Annotated in this window: 13 protein-coding genes; 8 read left to right on the top strand and 5 right to left on the bottom strand. The window is 66.9% G+C overall.

Going from position 1 to position 19,388, the window contains the following annotated elements:
• Positions 1-1,129: 1,129 nt before the first annotated feature.
• The 8 genes from OG488_RS11920 (at position 1,130) to OG488_RS11955 (ending at position 5,804) form a co-directional block, all read left to right on the top strand.
• Positions 1,130-1,411 (top strand): type II toxin-antitoxin system Phd/YefM family antitoxin, encoded by a 282-nt coding sequence (locus OG488_RS11920; RefSeq protein ID WP_329228576.1) that lies wholly within the window; start codon positions 1,130-1,132, stop codon positions 1,409-1,411.
• Positions 1,408-1,671: a Txe/YoeB family addiction module toxin gene (locus OG488_RS11925; RefSeq protein ID WP_329228577.1), complete on the top strand. Its 264-nt coding sequence runs from the start codon at positions 1,408-1,410 to the stop codon at positions 1,669-1,671. The genes OG488_RS11920 and OG488_RS11925 overlap by 4 nt, the downstream gene beginning before the upstream one ends.
• 352 nt (positions 1,672-2,023) lie before the next feature.
• Complete coding sequence (locus OG488_RS11930) at positions 2,024-2,167, top strand: WD40 repeat domain-containing protein (protein ID WP_329238585.1); 144 nt, start codon at positions 2,024-2,026, stop codon at positions 2,165-2,167.
• A 108-nt stretch (positions 2,168-2,275) separates the two neighbouring features.
• Positions 2,276-3,124, top strand: coding sequence for a hypothetical protein (locus OG488_RS11935; protein WP_329228579.1), 849 nt, complete (start codon positions 2,276-2,278; stop codon positions 3,122-3,124).
• Positions 3,121-3,636 (top strand): hypothetical protein, encoded by a 516-nt coding sequence (locus OG488_RS11940; protein WP_329228581.1) that lies wholly within the window; start codon positions 3,121-3,123, stop codon positions 3,634-3,636. The genes OG488_RS11935 and OG488_RS11940 overlap by 4 nt, the downstream gene beginning before the upstream one ends.
• A 95-nt stretch (positions 3,637-3,731) precedes the next feature.
• Positions 3,732-3,914 carry a hypothetical protein gene (locus tag OG488_RS11945; RefSeq protein ID WP_329228582.1) on the top strand — a complete coding sequence of 61 codons (183 nt, stop codon included), beginning with the start codon at positions 3,732-3,734 and terminating at the stop codon, positions 3,912-3,914.
• A 373-nt stretch (positions 3,915-4,287) separates the two neighbouring features.
• Positions 4,288-4,965: a metallophosphoesterase gene (locus OG488_RS11950; RefSeq protein WP_329238588.1), complete on the top strand. Its 678-nt coding sequence runs from the start codon at positions 4,288-4,290 to the stop codon at positions 4,963-4,965.
• 269 nt (positions 4,966-5,234) lie between these two features.
• Positions 5,235-5,804 carry an SMI1/KNR4 family protein gene (locus OG488_RS11955; protein ID WP_103517848.1) on the top strand — a complete coding sequence of 190 codons (570 nt, stop codon included), beginning with the start codon at positions 5,235-5,237 and terminating at the stop codon, positions 5,802-5,804.
• Between the two features lie 73 nt (positions 5,805-5,877).
• Here the strand turns inward: OG488_RS11955 and OG488_RS11960 are convergent, their stop codons facing one another.
• From OG488_RS11960 to OG488_RS11980, 5 genes are all read right to left on the bottom strand, one after another.
• Positions 5,878-10,302 carry a golvesin C-terminal-like domain-containing protein gene (locus OG488_RS11960; RefSeq protein WP_406466278.1) on the bottom strand — a complete coding sequence of 1,475 codons (4,425 nt, stop codon included), beginning with the start codon at positions 10,300-10,302 and terminating at the stop codon, positions 5,878-5,880.
• A 72-nt stretch (positions 10,303-10,374) separates the two neighbouring features.
• Positions 10,375-11,352: a hypothetical protein gene (locus OG488_RS11965; RefSeq protein WP_329228589.1), complete on the bottom strand. Its 978-nt coding sequence runs from the start codon at positions 11,350-11,352 to the stop codon at positions 10,375-10,377.
• A 600-nt stretch (positions 11,353-11,952) separates the two neighbouring features.
• Complete coding sequence (locus OG488_RS11970) at positions 11,953-12,840, bottom strand: hypothetical protein (RefSeq protein WP_329228591.1); 888 nt, start codon at positions 12,838-12,840, stop codon at positions 11,953-11,955.
• Between the two features lie 935 nt (positions 12,841-13,775).
• Positions 13,776-16,187 (bottom strand): glycoside hydrolase family 3 protein, encoded by a 2,412-nt coding sequence (locus OG488_RS11975; protein ID WP_329228593.1) that lies wholly within the window; start codon positions 16,185-16,187, stop codon positions 13,776-13,778.
• Between the two features lie 574 nt (positions 16,188-16,761).
• The gene (locus tag OG488_RS11980) at positions 16,762-19,332 is read right to left on the bottom strand and encodes a family 78 glycoside hydrolase catalytic domain (protein ID WP_329228596.1); all 2,571 of its coding nucleotides are present in this window, start codon (positions 19,330-19,332) and stop codon (positions 16,762-16,764) included.
• Between the last annotated feature and the right edge of the window lie 56 nt (positions 19,333-19,388).

Raw genomic sequence — 19,388 nt, forward strand, 5'->3', positions numbered from 1 at the left:
GTGCCGCCGGCTGCTTCCGCGAGCCGCCGCAGACCCGAGGTGAGCGCGCTGTCGAGCGTGAACCGGTGCGTCGCCGTGGCCTCGGCGAGCGCCGGCGCCAGCGCCTGTGGACGGTCGGTGGGGAAGCGGTTCAACGCCTGGTTCGGCGACCGGGTCCGATGCCGGTCCTGCTCCCGGAAACCCTTGTGTGTCATTGTCCACGCTGCCGACAACGCGCCCGTCCCGGATGCCCACGGAGTGCCCATGCCGTTGCCGCCTTGCGCGGCGAGCGTGCGCCACTGACCGCTGGTGTCCGTGACGAGTCCCTCCGAGTCGGTGTACCCGATGAATGATCCTGCCTTGCTCGTCGATGTCGGTGGCCGTGAGACTCATGGTTTCGGGGACAGCCAGTTCGCGGTACGTTCCCGTGGCGCTCGCCGGCCACACCACCAGGATGATCTTCGATCGGACCGAGTCGGTCCCGGCGAGGTCACAGGCGTTGTTGATCGCGTCGGCCGATGAATAGTCCCAGGACGGCGGCGCACTCCGTCGGTCTGGGCGGAGCAAGATAGCCGAGGGCCTACGCCATCACGGACGGGATATGACCCGGCCGCCGGCGCCCCTCGGAAACACATGATCATTCCCGACTGATCGTGAGAACGGTGGAGACCTGGGGCATCACGGCCGGGCGCCAGTGCGGACCAGGGAATATGGGCTGTCCGATCACGGCCCTCTCAACCGCACCGAGCGGAAGTCTCGCTTCCGGCCGGCAGGCCGACCAGAGAATCTGGGACATCGGCCAGGCGAACGTCCGACATAACCATCAGTAACGGTTCGTCGAACGCCACTGAAGACTGCCGCAGGCGCGGGTCGAGGAGCACGCCGCCCAACTGGGCCCGCCTCGAACGCCGCCAACTCCGCGCAGGCGAAGTCCGCTACCACCATGTCCGTAACTGATCATTCCCGAGTTCGCGACGATCACGCTCATGGAGCGGGTCGACCGCGAAAACGACGAGGTCACCACCCCAACCGAGCCGCCCGACGGGCTCTGGCGCACCCCAATGTCACAGAAGGCTGAGCCGCATGGCCGTACGGAGGCGGATCGCGATCAGCCGCACGGGGATCCCCTCTGTACGTTATCGTGTACATCATGAAGACGATGAGTGTCACCGAACTACGCGCGGGCATCGCCGACGCCCTCGACGCGGTGGAGAACGACGCCGAGGAGCTGGTCATCACCCGGACTGGCCATGAGCCGATGGTCGTCGTCTCGCTCGCCGAGTACGAGGCACTGAAAGAGACCGACTACCTGCTGCGGTCGCCCGCAATGGCCGAGCGCCTGCGCAGGTCCATCGAGCAGGACCGGGCCGGCCAGGGTGCACTTCGCGAGCTGGTGGATCCCGATGACGAGGCCGGGCCGGGCGCCGCGTGAAGGTGCTGTTCGTCGACGACGGCTGGAACGATTACCTTTGGTGGCAGGGGAACGACCGCAAAATACTGAAGCGCATCAACCAGCTGATCGCCGACATCGACCGGAGCGGCCACGAAGGAATCGGCAAGCCCGAACCGCTGCGGAACGACCTCTCCGGCTACTGGTCGCGGCGCATCAACTCCGAACACCGACTGGTGTACCGCATCGATGAGAACACCATCATCCACGTGGTGGCGTGCCGCTTCCACTACGAACGGTGAACCAGACGCATACCCACGGGCCATGCCTCGGCTCTTGACAGCGCCCGTCAGCCTTCGCAGGACGCAGGCACGGGCTCACGATCCACGTGACCGGGGCGCGACCGTCTGCTCGGGGACGTATCGGACGGTGAGCACGGTCGTGATCTCCTAGATGACCTCGCGGGCATACGCTCCTGGGAGCGAGAATCGCCCCTACCCACCGCGGGAGGTCAGGAATCCAGGCGACGCGCGCTCAGCCAGGCGACCATCTCCTGATCGCGGTGGTCGAAGAAGAGCTACGTCCCGGCTTCCGGGGTGGCGATGGCGTCCCTCTGGGCCTCGGTGAGCTCAAAGTCGAGGGCGCCGATGTTCTCTGGCGCCCAACGAGACGCCCGTCGGCAGGAGGCGTTCGACAACCTCATGTACGAAGACCCTCACCGGTCACACCGGTGAGGTGCACTCAGTGGCGGTCTCGCCTGACGGAACCCGGCTCGCCACTAGCAAGATGGAGCGGTAGGTGCGGCCGTGGGACCGCCCTTAACGCTCCCACGAACACGAGGGCAACAAAAGACCAGGTCAGAGCCGTGTGATACCTGCTTGAAAAGACCGAAGCCTCACGGCCGCCGTGGCGGAGTGGTGGCGTGATCTCGATCCGGTGACCCGCGGCATCCTGCTGCGAGAGAGCGGCGACGACCTTCGAGAAGCAGGGATCATGGCCCCGCTGTACGAGTGGAGGCCGGCCGACGCCGGCTCGGGAGCATTCGACACGGAGGATCCCACCGCTCACGATCTCTGGGTCCTGACACAGGCTCAAGCGATCGCCGCAGGTGGCGATGTCACAGGAGAGGTCGCGGCATCCCGCAACATGCAGCACTATCTCAGCGGCACCGGCGAGCCGCTCGACCTCGACGTCGACGTCGACGTCGACGTCGACGTCGACGTCGACCGCATCCTGCACGACGATTCCGGGTTCCGGACCGACGTCGGCACGCTTCACATCACCGAGAACCAGGAAGCATGGCGTCAGAAGGCCCTCGATGAGTTCGAGAAGGCCGGAGGCGACAGGACGGTCGTCGTTCCCGTGGAAAGCCAGGCAATCGGGCGGACCTTCGGGGAGGACGAATGGTTCCACGCGGTCGGGTCGCACCAGCAGAACGTGTCGGGCATGGTCACCGTCAGTCCGGGCGACGGCGGCAAGCCACAGGTCTCGCTCGACTACCAGGTCAACGTGTGGGACCGGTACAACTGGGACTCCGGAAAATCGACGACGTTCCCCGGTGGTGTCACCATTCCCGACGACGACATGGGGCGACTGCACAAAGTGGGCTTCGCCCAGGAATTCGACATGCGCGGTAGCAGCAGCACCTACACCCAGGATCTGAACAGTGGCTCAGCCCCCGGGGTGACACCGGCGGACTCTGGGCGCGAAGGGTCCCGCGGGGACGCCTCGCGTGGCGACGAGGAGAACCGGTGAACAACGGATCTGCCCTGCGGCCACGGCTGCTCGCGGCCCTCGGGGCCGCCCTGCTGCTCACCTCCTGTTCGAGTGCCGGCGAGGATGATCACCGGACGACGGACGAGCGCGCCTCGCACTGGGGAAAGGACATGGGCGCCCCGGAGGCATCGGCGTTCATGAAGGTGGCGGTGCCCGAGAGCGCAACAGAGGTAAAGGGCGCCGTGCAGATCAATCCGCAGGAGGACATCTACCTGCTCTCTTTCGTCACCGACGAGAGGACCGCGGTGCGGGTAGCGGAGGACCTGCGTCCCGAGAAGCCCCTGCGCACCAGAAACCAGGACCTCCCGGCCCCCACCGAACTCTTCGGACACCTCGGCCTCGCCGAGCCCCAGAGCGAGAAAGGTGTCCGTTGGGCCGGGGTTTGCCCGCCCTGCGTGGGGGACAGCCGCCGGAGCGAGGTCCAGTGGATCGAGATCCACGTCCTCGAACTGGACCGCGGCACAACCCGGGTGTACATGCAGGCGTTCTGACCGACCGGGAGACGCCTGCGCCGCCTCAGAGCCCGGGACCTGGCGGCCGACTCACGTGGGCCCTCCTGGTCTTCGCCGGCGAGGACGAGTAGCCCGTGCTGCTGGGCACGATCACTCCCCAGCAGCACGCGGGCGGTCACGCCAGCGGCTTCGAGCACATCGACCCGGCGCGTGGGCAGGAGACCGCCCACGAGAACTGGCACCGGCATGAGAACAGCGTCTGCTGCCCGTCCGGCAAGGCCGTCAGCGTCCGGTGGTGGCGACGACGGCACCCTTGAGGCGGGGACACCACGCGTCACTGCCTGAAACCCACGCCCGGAGGGCACCGCGTCAGCGCATCCACCTCGACGAAGGTGCGGCGCGCTCCCCGGTGCCGGACCACACGCCCGGGACATTGGGCCTGTCGGCGCCCCGCCGCCTTGCCGGGCAACGCGACCGCCGGTCCGGTCCGTCCCCGCTCATCCCAGTGCCTGACGCTCTCAGCCACATGCTGACCACAAGCATCCGGTGCTGTTCGGACTTCAGCGTCTGCCGGAGAACGTGCCGCGGGAGACGCGGTCTCAAATCGACCAGCAGCCATGGGATCGCTCTTGAAGGTCCCACGCACGCCAGGGCCACAAGAGACCAGCTCACAGCCATGCGAGATCTGCCCTGAAGGACCGAAGCCTCACGTTCGCTGCACCAACGTGCGGCGAACGCTGCAGGCAAAACACCCCGGAAAACGCGTTTCCCCAGGTCAGAACGATTCTGCCTGGGGATGCTGGGTGGGGCGGGCCGGTCTCGCCCCTCCTGGGCAGCGTCCAGGCGACTCGGGCCCATGTCTACGTCACCGGCAACCACGACTACCACACCGAGGCCCAGGGCTGGGTCGACCTGATGGACGCACTGGGCTGGGAACCGCTGCGCAACCGCCATCTGCTGCTCGAACGAGGCGGTGACACCCTCGTGGTCGCCGGGGTCGACGACGTGACCGCCGAGTCCTCGGGTCTGGCGGGCCACCGGGCCCACCTCGCCGGAGCCCTCAGGGGAGCCGATCCCGAGCTCCCCGTACTCCTCCTCGCCCACCAGCCCGCGTTCGTCGACCGCGCGGCAGCGGAAGGCGTTGACCTCCAGATCTCCGGCCACACCCACGGCGGCCAGATCTGGCCCTTCCACTACCCGGTCCGCCTCGACCAGCCGGCCCTGGCCGGCCTCAGCCACCACGGCGCTCGCACACTCCTCCACACCAGCCGCGGGGCCGGCTTCTGGGGTCCGCCCTTCCGCGTCTTCGCCCTCAGCGAGATCACCCTGCTCGTGCTCCGCTCCCCGCGGCAGCCCGCCTCGTCCTGACGCGCGTCGCAGGAGGTCGGGAAGGCGGAGCCGGGCGGCGGCGCCAGGTGAGGCGTTGCGGCCGGGGCGCGGCCGTGGGAGACGGCAGCGGCTCGGCGGTGAGGTCCGCGTCGTCTCCCTCGTGGAAGATAGCGCCCACCCCCTCACCTGCAAATGGTCGGAGGATCTCATGGTGTACGCGGATGTAGGCTCCTCGCACGACTGGAGTGATCGCACCTTGCGATGATCGTTAGATGCTGCTCTCACGCGGAGCAGAGAGGAGTGGGGCCATGACAGTGGTGGAAAGCTGGTCTCGCGTGATGAACCTCCTTCAGGAATGCGCCCCGGCTGATCACGCCGATTTCCCTGGACCGGCTACGGAGCCCATGATTGCGGCCGCCGAGGAACGGATGGGAATCTCACTCCACCCGGATCTGCGGGACTGGCTGCTTCAGAACAGTCTCGATCTTCCCGAGGAGGACATGGACGACGATGTGCGATGCTACGGTTTCGCCGGGTTCCCTGACGAGGGCAGCTTCTTCTTGGGAATCCGGGAGATGGAGAAACTCTACGACCATCACTCCCGGCCTGGAGGCATAAACCCTCCGGACCAACCGGACAATCCGTTCTGGCGCAACGAATGGATCCCGTTTCTGTCCGACCAGGACGCCTGGGCGGGAAAGTTCATCGATGTGCGGGACGGGCGTATCGGCACATGGTTCACAGGAGAAGTCACCACTGTGGGTGAATTCGATTCCCTGGCCGACTACTTCGACTCCTTGGCGAACATGCTCACCAATATTTCCCAGGGATCACATGCGACGTGCTCGACAGTCGAGGGTCGGCTTTTCTGGTCATGAGACCATGAGGACACAAAGCAGGAATGCCCCCACGGTCACCCGTGGGGGCATTCTTACTGCATCCTCATGACGGTTACGGCGTGGGTGCGGTGAATCCGTCGAGGTCGAGCCAGTAGTCGTCGTCCTCCAGCAGGCGCTGTTCGGTGATGAAGCCACCGAAGGGCTGCATCGACTGGGTGTTGACCCAGTTCGACATCGAGGACCGGCCGCAGGGCTCCTTCCAGGTGGGAGGAGCCGCGTCCGGGCGCAGATGGAGCGTCATGGTGTCGTCGTCATTACGCTTCAGGTAGGTCTGCACACATTCCTTTCCGCTGTACGAGACAGGGTTGGGACCGTTGACGTTTCCGCCGCTCTGGAAGGAATTGGCGAAAGTGAACTCGTCACAGCTCCTCTGGTCGGTGATCGGCCTTCCGGCATCCGCGGACCACATGTCACTGAACAGGCCGGTGTTCTTGTACGTCTTCCACTGCCTCTCACAGATGAGCTGACGGTTACGGGCCTGCTGCGTCTTGGTGGGCTCGTCGGTGGCCATCTTGTTGGCCAGGTAGGTCAGCGGCTTGCCCCCGTTGTGGTTACCCCAGTCGATGTTGGTCTTTCGCCACATCATGTCGATGTGGGCGGCGGCACCGGGGAACTTCTTGGAGTTCATCGTGAAGGTCGGGGTGTAACCGGGGAACACACAGCCCGTTCCAGAACCCACACTGTCGCAGCGGATGTCCAGCTTCGACTTCTCGACCTCGGTCGGGACGGGCATCGGAACGCCGTTACCCGATCCCCCGAAGGTCCAGTAGGGGGTGATCACGTCCTTCGTGGTGCCGGTGCTCGGTATCCACTTGAACCGGGTGGTGATGGTCCTGATCACCGTGTCACCCTTGGCGAACACCTTGGACCCTGACCAGTTGACGCTCGTGATGCTGCAGTATCCGCGGCACTTGGCCTGGTAGTCCATGGTGACCGTGTTCAGTGCACCTGTCATCGACTTCAACACCATCGTCGTGACCTGGGAGAATTCATTACTCCGGGCGTCGAGATAGATCGTGTTGTAGTAGTCGAAGTACGACCTGCCCGACGGTGCGCCGTCCGTGAAGAACGTGGTCGTCACCTCGTCGTGCATGCATGCGTTGGTGCGCTTGCGGGTGATCGAAACGGACACGATGGAGCACGACGCGCTGCTCCTGGCCGCCATCGGGGCCGCCGAGGCTGAACCGGACGAGAGCAGGGCGGCACCGGGATAGAAGTCCTCGTCGATCTCGTCACCGGGCTCGACCAGTTCCGGGTCAGGAGCGGTCAGGTCGGCCCGCATGTCGCCGGTCATCGACTGGCCGTCGTACGTACCGGGTACGAACGCCATGGCGTCGAAGGCGATGTCGGCCTCGCCGTTGCCGCCGTTGAAGTTGTCGAGACGTACTTCGGGGATCTGGTCACCGAACTCGTAGGCGCCCAGGTCCACCCACTTGTTGGACTGGTTCGCCGTCTGCGAGACGGCTACCTCCTCCTCACCGTCCGGAGTCTGGATCCGGTACACGGCGTTGGACGTCTGCGCACCGTGGTCGGGGATGTGCGCGAAGACCTTGGCCTGGCGGGAGGTGTTGGTCAGCGGAGCATCCAGCTTCCAGGTGCCGGTGACCTTCAACCGGTTGGCGTTGGCCGGGTAGGACTCCTCCGTGCGGGTGTGCGTGAACCAGAAGTGGTTGCCGTAGCCCGCGCCGATCTGATGGGTGTCGATCTTCCCCGGATACGTGGTGACGGTGGTCGGGTTGTCCTTGTCGTCATCCGTGAGGTCCATCTGGGTGTCCCAGGGGACGTAGGTGAACCCGAACGTGCCGTCGGATTTCACCGCCCCGCATCCGCGGTTGGTGTCGACCCCCGCGGGTGTGGTGCCACCAGGCAGATCGTCGACCACCAGCGCGTTGGAGGGAAGGCTCGTGGTCGAGCAGTTCGGTGGATAGGAATTAGCGTCGGGCTGCTCACCGTAGGACGTGCCGAAGCGGTGTACGCCGTTGCCGCACTTGGCGAGTTTCTCGCAGTCCTTCCACTGGTCCTTGGTGATCTCCTTGTTCCACCAGCAGTGGAGCCAGTGGGGGTTGGTGTCGCTGTTGCCCGAGTCGGCCGTGCAGGCCCCCAGTCCCTGGTCGTTGGAGTCGTTGTCGCCGATCTTGGACGGGACACAGGAGTTGGACGCGTCGCAGAAGAGGTCCACCGGCGGCTTGGCCGCGGAGCGGTCCGCGTTGGTGGTCCACCACGCGGGGCGGTAGCCCGCCTGGAAGTCACCGGGCGCGAACATCGCGGAGATGGGACGCGCCGCCCAGCCGATCACCTTCTCCTCGTACGGCCAGTCCTGCGGGTGCGCGGCGTGGCTGTAGTCGTCCCCGGCGGGGTTGGTGGCGCTCTGCAGGAACGGAACCCGGTTGGCCTTCCAGAGCGGGTTGGCCGGGTTGTTGGTCCAGCCGACGCCCCAGTGCCCCTGCGAGTCGGTGGTGTCGTAGAAACCGGAGTTGTACGCCCACAGGGCGAAGAACCAGTTCTCGATCCACTTGGGGTGGCCGCCGTTGATCTTCATCCCGGCGTTGTAGGTCTGGTTCCACTTCTCGGACAGGATCCGCACACCGGCGGCGATGTTCGCCGTGTAGTCGAGAGCGACGGCTTCCTGCGCGAGCGTGGACAGAGCGGTCTCACCCGGCTTGGTCTTGCCGGCAAGACGCATGCCGTCGGTCGCCTGGGTGATGCCGTAACCGCAGTCCGCGTCGGCCCAGTTGATCCGCCAGGGGTCGATCTGCTCGCCGGACGCCGCGAAGTCGACACCGTAGTAGTTGCCGACCAGGGAGTTGGCGGTGACACCGGGCACGGCGAAGCGGGTCGCCTGCCACATGTTGGATTCCTGCGCGGTGATACCGAGCATCACCTGTGCGGGGATGTGCCACTTGTCGGTGACGTCGGGGTCCTCGTTGTCGAGGGTGCCGTTGGGGTCACCGGCGAGGACGGTCGAGGGGAACAGGCCCTGCGGCTGATAACCGCCGGTCCCGGTGTTCTTCCAGTTGCCTTCGCGGTAGAAGTCCAGTTCACCGACGACGGCCTGGTCCACCGCCCATTCGACCTGGCGCGGAGTGGGCTGGAACGCCTGCTTCTTCGGGTCGTTGCGGGCCACCGCGCAGTAGCGCTCGCCGGTGCCCTCGCTGGGGTTGTCGGCCTGCGCGGTGAGCGCCTGGGTACGGACGGTCTGCGTGGACAGGCCGTCCGTGCTCTTCTCACCCGTGTCCGGGCCGGAGTCGACCGGACCGCCCGTGGGCAGAGCGGGAGACAGGGCGTGCCCCTGTGCCTCGTCACCCACACGGTGCGCGCCGGGGCGCAGGTCGAGAGTCACGGACTTGCCCGAGTCCAGCATGCGCAGGGCCGTACGGGCGGGCCGTGGCTTGGCGGCGTCCTCCGGGTTGACCAGAGTGGTCTTCCCGTCGGACCAGGTGGTGGTCAGAGCCGCCTGGGCGTGACTGGAGATCGCCGCGCCCATGGGGAGCTTGCCGGGGTTGTGCACCCGCTTGGGCAGAGCCCGGGACGTGGCGTCACCGGTGACGAACACCTCGCCGCGTGCCGAACGGGACAGATCCCAGGCCTCCAGCTTGCCGGAGGCCACCGTGACGGGCTCGGTCTTCCTGCCCTGCGCGACCTCGGTGCGCGTCAGGTGCTTGGCCCAGCTGGCCGGCGTCTTGGATGCCTTCTTGTCGAGCTCGCGGTCGATGAAGGTGATGCCGCCTTCGGCATCGGCAGTGATCTGGAACGGCACAGTCGTCGTGGTGGCCAGGGGCTTCTCGGTCTTGCCCTTGATACGCACCAGCTTGTTGCCGTGCGCGGCGACGACGCCTTCGGCCGTGGGAACGGCCGAGGTGACCTGCCCGGCGAGCGTGACGGACGGGCTCTGCTTGCCCGTCGCTGCGTCGACGGTGATCAGACGGGTCTGCTGCTTCTCGTCGCCGTCGTGCGAGAGCTGGGTGAACACCACCTGATCGCCCTGGCCGCAGCCCGGCGAGAAGTAGGCGAGCGACGACTGGAACGGAAGCTTGGTCACCTTGCCCGATTCCAGGTTCACCACCGCGGTGAAAGCGCCGCGGACCATGAGCTCAGGCTTGTTGGTGAACATCCGCGGCGCGTACGAGACAGCCGCGTACCTGCCGGACTCGGTCACACAGTGGTTTCCGATCCACGTGTCCGAGGCGAAGCCGTCCTCGAACAGGCTGGCTATCGTCCGAAGCTGGTAGCCGTCCTCCTCCTTGCCCGCGAGTATGTGGAAGCCGGTTCCGTCGCCGGTCGCGGTGACCGCGGTGTCAGCGGACTTCTGGTAGTCCGCGCCGAGTATGCGGACTCGGTCCTTCGCCGGGATCGCGGACGGCTCCAGCGAGAACTTCTTCTGCTGCTCGGTGGCGTCGCTCCATCCCTGTGCCGCACCCGCGGGCGGTTTTGACCCCTCGGCCTGCGCGGGCAGGCCCAAGGGTATCGCCAGCGCCATGGCCACCGCGAGGGTGACCGGTATGCGCGGACGGATACGTCTCTTTCTCAACTGCTTTTCCCCTCTGGTCATCTACTTGACGGCCTTGGCGGCCGTAAGGACTTCCTTCATGCGCCTTTCGACGGCAGTGAGCTGGTCCTTGTTCTTTTTGATCAGCTGCTTCTGCACTGCCGACTCCTCCTTGAACCAGACCTCGATCAGGCGGGTCTGCTCCTTGCAGTCGATGTCGTCCAGCGCGAGCGCGATCGAGTCGTCGGTGTCGGTGCCGCCGAGGCCCTGTTCCATGGCCCTGTACGGATCCGAGGCGGCGTGGCCCTTGCCCTTCATGCAGGCCGACCACTTGGTGATGGCCTTCTCGACCGGCTGGTGGGGGCGGGATTCGGAAACTCCTGTCGACGCGAGCTGAACGACGAATCCCGCATCGGACTCATTGAGCTTGAGTTTCCGCTTCGCCCATCCGACACAGCCGTCTTCGTGCAGCTTCTTGCCGTCGTACTCGGCGCGAGCCGGTTTGGTCTTGTCGCCCGACCCGGAGTAGGCACCGTCGCTGCCGGTGGGAGGGGCGAGCGGTTCCGGTTTGGTGCGCCCGGTGAGAACCTCGACCTGGATGTCTGGCAGGTCGGGCGTCTGCTCGGCGGTGTACTTCTGCTGCTCGGGCGGGAGCAGGTATCCGTACTTCTCCGCCTGGGCACGGTCAGTGATGCCGTAACGCCGTTCGATGTTCATGCTGTTACTGCTCGCAGGCGGGTTCACCCCAGGCCGTGGCAGGTCGACCGTAAATCCGTACTCGGCCATGCACTCCGTCTGAAGCGTGCGCAGAGCGGAGTCGATGACGACCTGATCCGCGTACGAGACCATGTAGCCTTCGAGCGGAAGTTCCAGGCCCTTGACCAGTCCGGAACTGGGCAGTTCCTCCGGCCACTCGCTCCGGTCGGCCTGCGTCTCTTTCGCAGCGGCGCCCGAGGAGGGCTCGGACTGCGAACAAGAGCTGAGAAGTATTGCCGCGAGCATGACAGTCGCGGCAGTGGACGCTTTCCTGGGGACGTGCACGGGTTCCTTCTCTGTGTGATGTCGTGAAGCGCCGAGACGCTCGTGAAGAGGAGCTTTCGCACCAATGGCGAACAGGCACGGAGTGACCGGCCCACCACGATTCGGGAGCCGGGATTCCCGGGAAGTCGGTGTTCCCGTTCACATGTGTCGAGTACGGCACGGGTGGCGGCTCCAGCACTCGCGACGCCTTGGCCGACCCACGGGCCGCCCGTCCGCCGTCCTGCTCAGTGAGCCCGGCCACGGACACCACGTACGAACGAAGGCTGCTTGAACGGGCCGCCTGTCACCGTGACTTGAGGGAGGCGAGGTCGAGAACATCGTGCCGGACTCTCCGCGGCCGACTGCCGTCGAAGCCGCGTCCGCACCGGCGAACTCCGCCGCTGCGTCCGCAGCGACGTCGCCGGTCGCCGGTCGGGGCCGATGTCATCCCTCTCCCCCACGCATTGATGCAGCGTCCCCCCTCCCCCCCCAGGCGCACGTCGGTTCAACGTCGAGGACTGGACGCGCGGTGGACGCCATCTGCATGCCCCAGCCATCGACTTGGGCATTAGATCATCATCACTTCTCCGCGAAGTGGACATTCAGCGACCTAGCCGACGGTCACGAATTCATCTCTTTCTCACCTGTGCGGTCGAAGCCGGTGACGCCGCAGCGACTGACGGCACAGACCTCCTGGCGCCGGGTGGAGCATCCGAACTGACTCGGACAAGAGCAGAGTTGGCTCCGATCGGCTGTTCGGCCACCCCGAAGCGGTGTGATGCATCGTTCGCCGGAGATGAGCGAAGCCATGCCCGTGTCGTTCGCGTCGGCGACACCGCTCGCCGTCCGACTGGACCATGGCCTCCCGCTGTGCATGCCCTGCTTGCACACCTGCACGGGGTGGGATTCGGCGAGGCGCCTCGTCCGCTCGGCATTGACGATCAGGGGCGTGAGGTCCTGACCTTCATGCCGGGAGATGTGGTCCGGCCCGACCGGTTCTCGCTGATGGAACCCGCTCGACAACTGGCTTGCGTGGCACGGCTGATCCGGAACTTCCACGACGCCGTGCAGGACTTCACGGCGCCCTCCGACGCACGGTGGCAGACGCTGATCCCCGCTGAGGGCAGTGACATCATCCAGACAACGCCGCTGGAACAGTTTCACCTGCTCCGGCGTCAGCACGAGGGTGCGACGTGACTTCTTCGTCTTGGGAGCGCCGAGGAACGTTTCTCCCTCGCCGCGCCTCTTCCAGGCCCGCTGCACGCGGAGCGTCGGCCTTTTCCCCACCAGCGTGAAGTCGCGGGGCTGAAGCGCCGTTATCTCGCCCCAGCGGAGCCCGGTGCTCACCAGAGCATCGACGATGTCCAGGGCGTCCGCCCGTACGTGCTGCCGGAGGACGGCGTACTCGTCAGGTTCGAGGAAGACCTCGTCGCCCTCCGTGTCGTTCCCCTTGGGCAGCCGGGTGTGTGCGCAGGGATTCGAGTCGCGCAGCGGTGGATCGGCGGTCACGGCCGACTGGAGAATGCTGAACAGCAGGCCATGCAGGTTCGCGATCGTCTTCGCGGCGTACGGTCGGCGTTCGGTCCCGGCAGGATGCAGCGGACCAGGATGAATCTGGTGTAGTTCGTGCGTGTGTGGTCCGATATATCGGTGAGCAGGCCCACATAGGTGTGTGCGTACACGACGAACATCTCAGCAGCAGGCACCGCCGGCTCGTCAGGCTTGACCAAGCCGAATCGTCGAAGGTCTCGTTGCACCACGCGCCGGCGCGACCGCCCCCGGCGCGCCAGTAGACGATGTGCGAGGTCTCCCCGGAGCTCAGTTTCTTCGTCTTGCTGGAGGCCATGGGGACAAGCGTACGAGGGCTCCGTGCGGTACTCGTGCGGTACCGCGCCTGCCCGACGGCTCATCAATCGGGCGTATCTGCAGGTCACGACGTTTCTGCAGTGGTGGGGCGGGTGGGACTCGAACCCATAAGCGTGACGCCTCTCACCTGCGGCGATGCCGAAACAACGGACATAGCCACCCGTTTCCATCCGGCTGCATCCTTGTCGATCCGGCTCGACCGGGGATCGGTGCAGCGTTCGCTGCACCGCTGACACCGCGTCCCTCGCAAGCTCAGGCACCGGCCCGCAGGGGAGGCCCAGCCGCTCATCCCGGCTGCTTCTCCCCTGCCGGCCGGTGAGCTTTGCCGCTCTCGGCCGATTTCTGCCCAGCCCGCAGAGTCACGATCGGTAGTCGGCGATCATGCTGTGCCTCCCCGGAGCAGGCGGATTCACTCTGGTGCATGGGGCCCACCGAGGTGTCGGCGACGGGCGCTTCGCCGCGGTGCACTTGATCTCACGCCACCGCGGGCGGCGACCGTTGTGCGCAGGCAACATATCGCGGGCCGTTCCCCGCCTGGTTCGACAGGGAACGGGCCGCGCAATCGGAACGGTCAACGCTCAGCGGATGGTCACGGTTCGCTGTGCCGTCAGGTCACGGGACGAACGTGCGGTGGCGAAGGTGTAGGAGCCCGGCACGAGGGCCCAGCCGCCCGACTTCCATACGGTCAGGTCCTGTGCCGGGATGGTGAAGGCCAACCGCTGTGAACCCGCCGTCTCCAGCGTGACCTTGCGGAAGGCGACCAGACGGCGTGGCTCCGCCGCTGCCGCTCCGGGCAGCGCGGCGTAGATCTGGACCACTTCGGTGCCCTTGCGCCGGCCCGTGTTGGTCACGTTGACGGAGAGAGTGACGTTCCTGGTCGCTTGGTCGTAGGCCGCTTCCGGCGAGCCGTGGGCGAAGGAGGTGTAGGACAGGCCGTGACCGAAGGGGAAACGGGGCTGCTGCCCCTTGGCGTCGTAGTACCGGTAGCCGATGGCGATGCCCTCGTCATGAGTGACGGCGCCGTTCGTGCCGGGGTAGGTCGCGGGCGTACTACCGGGCCCCTGGGTCGCGTCGGCGGGGAAGGTCACGGGGAGACGGCCGGTGGGATCCCTGTCGCCGAAGAGGACTGCGGCAAGGGCGGTGCCCGTGCCGCGGCCTCCGTACCATGTCTGGATCACGGCTTCCACGTCGTTGAGCCAAGGGGTGGCCACGGGGCCGTCGGTGTTGAGGACGACGATCGTGCGGGGGTTGGCTGCGGCCACGGCGGTGATGAGCTGGTTCTGGTCCCCGGGCAGGTCGAGGCCTGCGTGGTCCATGGCCTCGCCGGCGACCCGGTTGACGAAGACGACGGCGGCGTCGGCCGCCCCTGCCGCCTTGACCGCGGCGGGGATGAAGGAGTCGGGCTGCCAGCCCAGGGTCAGACCACAGGTGCCGGTCTCGGCGGTGGCGTTGGTGTAGGTCAGTTCGACGCTGACCGCGCGGCCCGCGGTCAGCTGCGTGGTGCCCTGGAGCGGGTAGTCGAACGGTCCGAGGAAGAACCTGCGCATCTGCCGGGTGCCGGAGACGACCGTGACGCCGTTGATCTTCAGTGTGGTCGTGCCGGCGGGCAGCAGGGAGAAGCGGTGCAGACCGGTGGTGGTCGGCACGAGGGTGCCGGTCCACTTCGCCGACCAGACGGCGGGCAGATCCGCCGCGGGCGCGGTGGTGAAGTCCACGGTCGCGTCGGTCTTCGTCACGACCGGGGTCCCGGTGGCATCTGCGCCCGCGAAGTACGTGGCCGCCAGGCCGGCCTTGTCCTTGCCGTCACGCAGCACGGTCGACGGCACCACAGCCAGAGGCAGGTCTCCCTTGGTCCCCTGGGAGTGAGTGACCTTGACGGAGCTTCCCGCACGGGTACGAACGGCCTGCAGAGGAGTGGTCCAGGCCCCGGGGTCGACGTAGGTCGATCCGGCAACACCGGTGAACACGTCAGTATCCGCCGGGCCGATGACGGCAAGCGACTTCACCGAGGCAGGCAAAGGCAGGGCCGCGGAGCGATTGGAGAGCAGGACCGTTGAGGCGATGGCCGCCTCGTGGGCGAGGTCCCGGTGTTCCTGGGTGCTGACGTTGTCGGCGGGAGCGGGGACAGGGGTGTCAAAGAGGCCGTTCGCGAACATCGTGACGAGGATGCGGCGCGCGGCGTCGTCCAGCCGCGCGCCCGGTATCGCTCCCCCCGTGAGTCCGCCCGGCGGAATCCTCACTGCGCCGGGGCCGAGTCCGGCCAGGTCCATACCGGCACGAAAGGCTGCGACCTGGTCATCGCCGGCCCAGAAGTCCGGCACCGTGTAGCCCTGGAGTCCGAGTCCCTCCTTCAGGTCGTCGAAGAGAGCCGGGTTCTGCGTCGCGAAAGTGCCGTTGATCTTCGGGTAGGCCATCATCACCGAGGTGGTCGGCGCGGCGACGACCACCCGGCGGAAAGGCGCCTCGTATATCTCGTGCAGGGCCCGGTCGGAGACCTTGGCGTCGATGAAGAACCGGTCGGACTCCTGGGTGTAGGCGGCGAAGTGCTTGACGGTGGCAGCCACCTGCTGGCTCTGCATCCCGACCGTGACGGCCGCTCCCAGGTACCCGGCGAGCAGCGGATCCTCCCCCATGCCCTCGGATTGACGGCCGAAGTGCCAGGTTCGCGTCAGGTCGACGGTGGGGCCGAGCATGTTGTTGAAGCCCCTCCCCCTGCCCTCCGCGCCGATGGCCCTGCCGATGCGGCCCGCCAGGCCCTCGTCGAAGGTCGCCGCCTGGGCGACGGGAACGGGGAAGGCCGTCACCCCCTTCTCGCCGCGGAGGCCGGCGGACGCGTCGACCATGGTCAGGGCCGGAATCCCCAGGTGGGCTACGGCCGCGAAGTCGCAGCGTACGAGTGCTTCCTTCTCCGTCGCCGTCATCGTGGCCAGCAGGGCGTCGGCGCGGTTCTGCGGGGCGGCGCCGGACGCGGCGGCTGCCTGTGTGGTCATGACCGGAGCCATGCTCACGGCCAATGCGGTGAGGGTGGCGGCAGAGAGAAATTTTCGTCTGTTCACAGCGGCTCTCCGAATACGTTCTGGCGGCTGCGTGACGCGCCGCCGCGGGGGGAATGGGGCCGGTCAGGAGGTCAGGTTCCTGGCCGGCCCCAACAGACGGGTAGCGCAATTGCGCATGCGTGGAACACATACAAGGTGTGCCTCATTTGCAGATTCCACCGAGATAGCTCTGCCGCATCCCACGACAGCGATACCCGATGCTCATCGACATCGACGCACGCAGCGCCTTACCCAACATGCGGAAAACTATTGCCTGTTCATACCCAGGTCAACCCTCCGACAGCACCTCTTCAAAGAAGCCTCTGACCAGCAAAGAAGCTCTCCATCCGGCTGAAATGGATTTGAAATTTTCAATCGGCGGCCAGACAAGACCACCTCCCCATCACTCCGCTGGATCCCGCCCATTCGCGAGGAAAATACAAAAACCCACGGAGGTAGCTAGATAACCTCGTGCGGCCCGACACAGGAAGTGCCTGTGTCGGGCCGCACGAGGTTATTCTTCAATAATTCAGAAGACCGCCCCAGGGATATCGGCGGTATCGAGGACGTGTTCCCCCGCGTGCAGGGTGATCGGCGCACAGCCGGGCAGTTCGGCGATGGCACGGCAGCCCTCGGGGACGGTGCAGCGCGCTGTGAGGCCGGTGGCGGTCACTTCCCAGGACAAGGACGCGGTCCCGTAAGGGGTTTCGTGCCGGGTGCGGGCCCATGTGAGGCCTCCTCCGGGCTGCGGTCGGAAGGAGATCTCCCGGTAGCCCGGGGCTGTGGCCGTGATGCCGCCGACGACCCGGTGCAGCCAGTCGGCGACGGCGCCCAGGGCGTAGTGGTTGAAGGAGGTCATGCCACCCGGGTTGAGGCTGCCGTCGGGCCGCAGGCTGTCCCAGCGTTCCCAGATGGTGGTGGCGCCCTGGGTCACGGTGTAGAGCCATGAGGGGCACTCGGTGTGGAGCAGTAGGCGGTAGGCGACGTCGAGGTGGCCGGTGTCGGTGAGTGCGTCGCAGATCAGTGGGGTGCCGACGAATCCGGTGGCGATCCGGGCGTCGTCTGCGAGGACGAGTTCGGCGAGCCGGTCGCCCGCGTGCTGCCGCTGCTGGGGGGTGAGCAGGCCGAAGACGATTCCCAGAGCGTAGGCAGTAGGGCTGTCGCTGGTCATGCGGCTGGATGGCAGGACGTACTGGCGGCGGAAGGCCTCGGTGACCTCGTCGGCCAGGGCGGCGTACCGCTCGGCGTCTGCGTCCTCTCCCAGCGCGGTCGCGGAGAGTGCGAGGTGGCGGGCGGAGTGGGCGAAGTATGCGGTGGCGACGAGATAGCGGTCGGTGATGCCGGCCGCCGGGTCCTCCGGTGGGGCGGCGGGGTCGAGCCAGTCCCCCAGCTGGAAGCCGGTGTCCCACAGACGGCTCGGCCCGGCGAGTCGTTCCATGAGGTCGACCCATGACGTGGCCATGGGGTAGTGGCGTCGGAGGAGATCGATGTCGCCGAAGCGCTGGTGGAGCGTCCAGGGGGTGAGCGTGGCGACGTCGCCCCAGGCGGCTCCGGGCTGGATCGGCGTCCACATCGGTTCGCCCGGTATGACGGGCACGTACCAGGGGATGGTGCCGTCGGGAAGCTGTTCGAGACCGACGTCGGTGAGCCAGGAGTCGAGCATGCCGGCGCAGTCGTAGAGGTAGCTCGCGGTGGGGGCGAAGACCTGGATGTCTCCGGTCCAGCCGAGGCGTTCGTCGCGCTGGGGGCAGTCGGTGGGGATGTCGACGAAGTTGCCGCGCATGCTCCAGAGGACGTTCTCGTGCAGCCGGTTGACCAGTTCGTCGCTGCACTCGAACCAGCCGGTTCGCCGCATATCGGTGTGGTAGACCCGGGCCTTCACCATGCTGGTACTCAAGTCGGCTGACCACCCGCTGACTTCGGCGTAGCGGAAGCCGTGGAGGGTGAAGCGGGGTTCCCAGGTGAGTGGGCCCCGGCCGGAGAGGATCAGGGTGTCGGTGGCGTACGCCTCGCGCAGTGGCCGCGTGGCGAGTTCGCCTTCCTGGAGGACCTCGGCATGCCGGAGGGTGACGGTGGTGCCGGCCGGTCCGTCGAGGGTGAGGCTGAGGCGGCCGACGAGGTTCTGGCCGAAGTCGAGGAGGTGGCGGCCATCGCCGGTGCGGGTGACAGAGACCGGGGGGATCTCCTCGGTGCAGCGCACCGGGGGTCCCATGGGTGCGACGAGGGTGTCGGGGTCTCGTTTGCCGGTCCGTACGGGCGTCCACGTGTCGGAGGAGGTGGGCGAGGGTGTGCACCAGTGCGGGTCGTGCAGTCGGGCGTCGAACGTCTCGCCCTCGTAGAGGCCGCTGGTCAGGATCGGGCCCGGGGCCGCTCTCCAGGTGCCGTCCGTGGCGACGACGACGGTGGTGCCGTCGTCGTACTCCACCTCCAGCTGGGCGAGCAGGGCCTGGTCGGTGCCGTAGATGTTGCGGGTGCCGCCGTCGAAGCCGTACTTGCCCCGGTACCAGCCGTCACCGAGCCAGGCGCCGATGGTGTTGGCGCCCTCGGTGAGCTGGGCGGTGACGTCGTGGGTGCGGTAGCGCAGGCGGTGCGGGTAGACCGTCCAGCCCGGGGCCAGTGTCTCGTCGCCGACGCGGTGGCCGTTGATCTCGGCTTCGTACAGGCCGTGCGCCGAGACGTACAGGCGGGCGCGCCTGAGGGGGCGGTCGAGCGCGAAGTCCTTTCGGACCCGGGCCGGGCATCGCTCGGCTTCCGGGTCCTCGTCCCATCCGGCGCCTACGGGGACCGCCTGCCAGTCGGTCGGGTCGAGGAGACCGGCTTCGACGACACGGGGTTCGCTCCACGCCGACGGCTCCCCGTCGTCCGGGGTCCAGACGCGGACCCGGACGGTCGCGCGTTCTCGCGAGGCCAGTGGCTCGCCGGGCCAGGGGGCCAGTATCTGGCCGGGGTCGTCGACGCGTCCCGTGTGGTGGAGGTTGCCGGCGCGCTCGATTTCCAGTTCGTACGCCTGCTGAACGCCGGCACCCAGTGGCAAAGTCCAGGTGAGACGGGGGGCGGCGACTCCGATGCCGAGTCCGTCCGGAAGGTGCTCGAAGAACACCGGTGAAGGCTGAGGGGGGAGCAAGAGGGGGACCTTTCATACACGTGCGGCAGCGG

Origin of the sequence: Streptomyces sp. NBC_01460, assembly GCF_036227405.1 — a bacterium.
In the GTDB taxonomy this organism is placed as follows: domain Bacteria; phylum Actinomycetota; class Actinomycetes; order Streptomycetales; family Streptomycetaceae; genus Streptomyces.